General features: G+C 55.7%; 2 protein-coding genes and 2 pseudogenes. All 4 read left to right on the forward strand.

The window, feature by feature from the left end:
* A pseudogene (locus H5U08_RS15700) lies at window positions 1-290 on the forward strand (hypothetical protein); the annotation flags it as partial.
* A 443-nt stretch (window positions 291-733) separates the two neighbouring features.
* The gene (locus tag H5U08_RS15705; RefSeq protein WP_297035155.1) at window positions 734-1,273 is read left to right on the forward strand and encodes an Rrf2 family transcriptional regulator; all 540 of its coding nucleotides are present in this window, start codon (window positions 734-736) and stop codon (window positions 1,271-1,273) included.
* Window positions 1,254-2,159: a 4Fe-4S dicluster domain-containing protein gene (locus H5U08_RS15710; RefSeq protein WP_297035158.1), complete on the forward strand. Its 906-nt coding sequence runs from the start codon at window positions 1,254-1,256 to the stop codon at window positions 2,157-2,159. Before H5U08_RS15705 ends, H5U08_RS15710 begins: the two co-directional genes overlap by 20 nt.
* 53 nt (window positions 2,160-2,212) lie before the next feature.
* Window positions 2,213-2,490, forward strand: a pseudogene (locus tag H5U08_RS15715) (hypothetical protein); the annotation flags it as partial.

The following is a 2,490-nucleotide window of genomic DNA, read 5'->3' on the forward strand; positions in this document are numbered from 1 at the left end:
TCTTCTGGGAGTGGCGATTCCGAATATTCAATCATCCCTGGAATCGAAGTCCGATCCTTGCCGTGCGAGAAGGACCATACAAGCTTCTGTTCAATCCGGACGGCTCACGAGTCGAGCTCTACGACATTCCTCGTGATCCCGGCGAGTACAACAATGTGGCGTCAGCCCATCCGGATGTCGTCCAGCAACTCATGAAGAAAGGGATCGAGTGGCAGAAGTCTCTCCCGCCAGGGCGGTTCGACAAAGAAGCGGGTCGGGCCGATTACCCCTGGCCGCAAGAGCAAGACTGAGACAAGAGGGACGCGGTCTGCTTCGCACGCTGCGGAACACACCGTGGCACGTCGCCTGGAGTGCTTGACCGGCCGTCGCGGAGGTCACATGTAACGCGTTATAGTGGGTGAATGCCCGAAGTGTGAGAGAAACTTCGGGCATTCGGCATTTCTTGTCCAGTGGCGACACACCCTTTTGTTCGTGAAGAGCCACGTGTGCCTTTCCAGCAGGACCACCACGTCGCAGGCTGTGCCCGATGGCAGCCGATTCCGTAGGGCAAACCACTTGAGCGATTCCATGTCGGTGTCTCGTCGGCCATAAAAGATCAAACGCGTGCGGCATTGGACCGGTTATTTTTGCCAAAGGAAATAGACATAAATTCTTTTAAGATATCTGTGTCAGAAAAATTGTTGACCTGAATGTCAGAAAGATATATACTTCAGCACGACGGAGGGATACTGGGATGCTTGCGCTCTCTCAAACGACTGGCTATGCGGTACTGGCGCTGGGGTGTTTGAGCCGCACCCCGGATTCGTATGTCTTGGCCAAAGATATCGCCAGGTGCACCGGTATCCCCTGGGCTTATCTGTCGAAGGTCTTACACACTCTGGAAAAGCACGGCATTGTTGAATCGCGCCGGGGCTATCGGGGCGGCTTCAAGCTCCGGCGTCCGGCTGAACAGGTCACATTGGAGGATATTGCGGCGGTTCTGGAGAGACATTGGCCGCCCCAGTGTCTGCTGGGTTTTCAAGAGTGCCAGGGCGAACGGAACTGCCCCTTCCATGATTTCTGGCAGCGCGAGCGCGAGGTCATTCGGGAAAAGCTGCGCAGCACGACGCTTGCGGATTTAACAGCTTCGTCCCCGGTGATTGGTCAGGTGCATTTGGAATGGTGTGACTCCGGTCGGGACGCGACATTGCAGTCCCCCAGGGGAAGTCGCCAGCGCAAACCAAATGGTTCAAGAAGAGAGAGGAGAAAAAGCGATGGGAGCTACTCGCCGTGAGTTTCTGGAAGCTGGAGCCATCATTGGGGCCGGTGCTGCCGTCGCAGCAACAGCCGCGGTGACGGCCCGGCTCGACCACCGGACGACCGACCCGGTGGGAGAAGAGACGGTGCGTCACATTGACGTGCTTCCCAGTGTTCCGCCATCACCCGAGGAAGATGTTCTCATCCGCATGCAGCGGGACCTGGCCCGCGCGATGGCCAAGCCTGTGGAGCAGCGACGGTGGGTGATGATCATCGACACCCGCAAGTGTGTGGGATGTCATGCGTGCACCGTGGGCTGCGTGGCTGAAAATCATCTTCCGCCAGGGGTTGTCTATCGGCCTGTCGTGACTGAAGAGTATGGGGAATATCCGCATGTTCAAATTCGATTTTTTCCGCGGCCCTGCATGCAATGTGATGTCCCTCCGTGCGTGCCGGTGTGCCCCGTCCATGCCACGTGGAAACGCCCGGACGGCGTCGTCGTGATCAATTATGACCGGTGCATTGGATGCGGTTACTGCATCACGGCCTGTCCTTACAACGCCCGTTCACGGGACCTGGGAGAATACTGGCTGGACGGAGCGGCGGAAACGGATGCTCCCAACGAACTTCCCATCCTTGGGCAAGACGTCCCCTGGGAGAAAACCCCTTCCAATGAGTATGCCAAATCATGGGATCGAACCAAGGGTTCGCCTGTTGGAAACGCCCGCAAGTGCCACTTTTGCTTGCATCGTTTAGAAGTGGGCCAGCTTCCCATGTGTGTCACCACCTGTATCGGACGAGCGACCTATTTTGGCGATGCCAACGATCCTGACTCCCTGGTCAGTGAGTTGATGGCAGCTCCAAACGTTATTCGGCTTCTGGAACATCTGGGAACAGAACCGCGCGTACGCTATTTGATTTGATCAAGGCGACACCAGGTACCCAATATTGCAATAGCTACTGAGTGAGGGATGCCATGCAAAACGAAGCTGCACGATTTCTCGGCGTGAGGGTTTTCCAGGTGCTGGTAATAATTGCCTGGATTTTCTTTGCAGTGCTCGGACTACAGGGAATTGCCGAGCGCTTGTGGCATGGGCATCATGCAGCCAATTACGGGAGCTATGTGGTGTGGGGATTATGGGTCTCGGCCTACATTTATTTCATCGGTCTATCTGCGGGAGCTTTTCTTTTGTCCTCTTTGATCTATGTTTTCGATTTTAAGCAACTGGAAAACCTCGGGCGATTGTCGCTATT

This window comes from Thermogutta sp. (assembly GCF_014359955.1).
Classification (GTDB): Bacteria; Planctomycetota; Planctomycetia; order Pirellulales; family Thermoguttaceae; genus Thermogutta.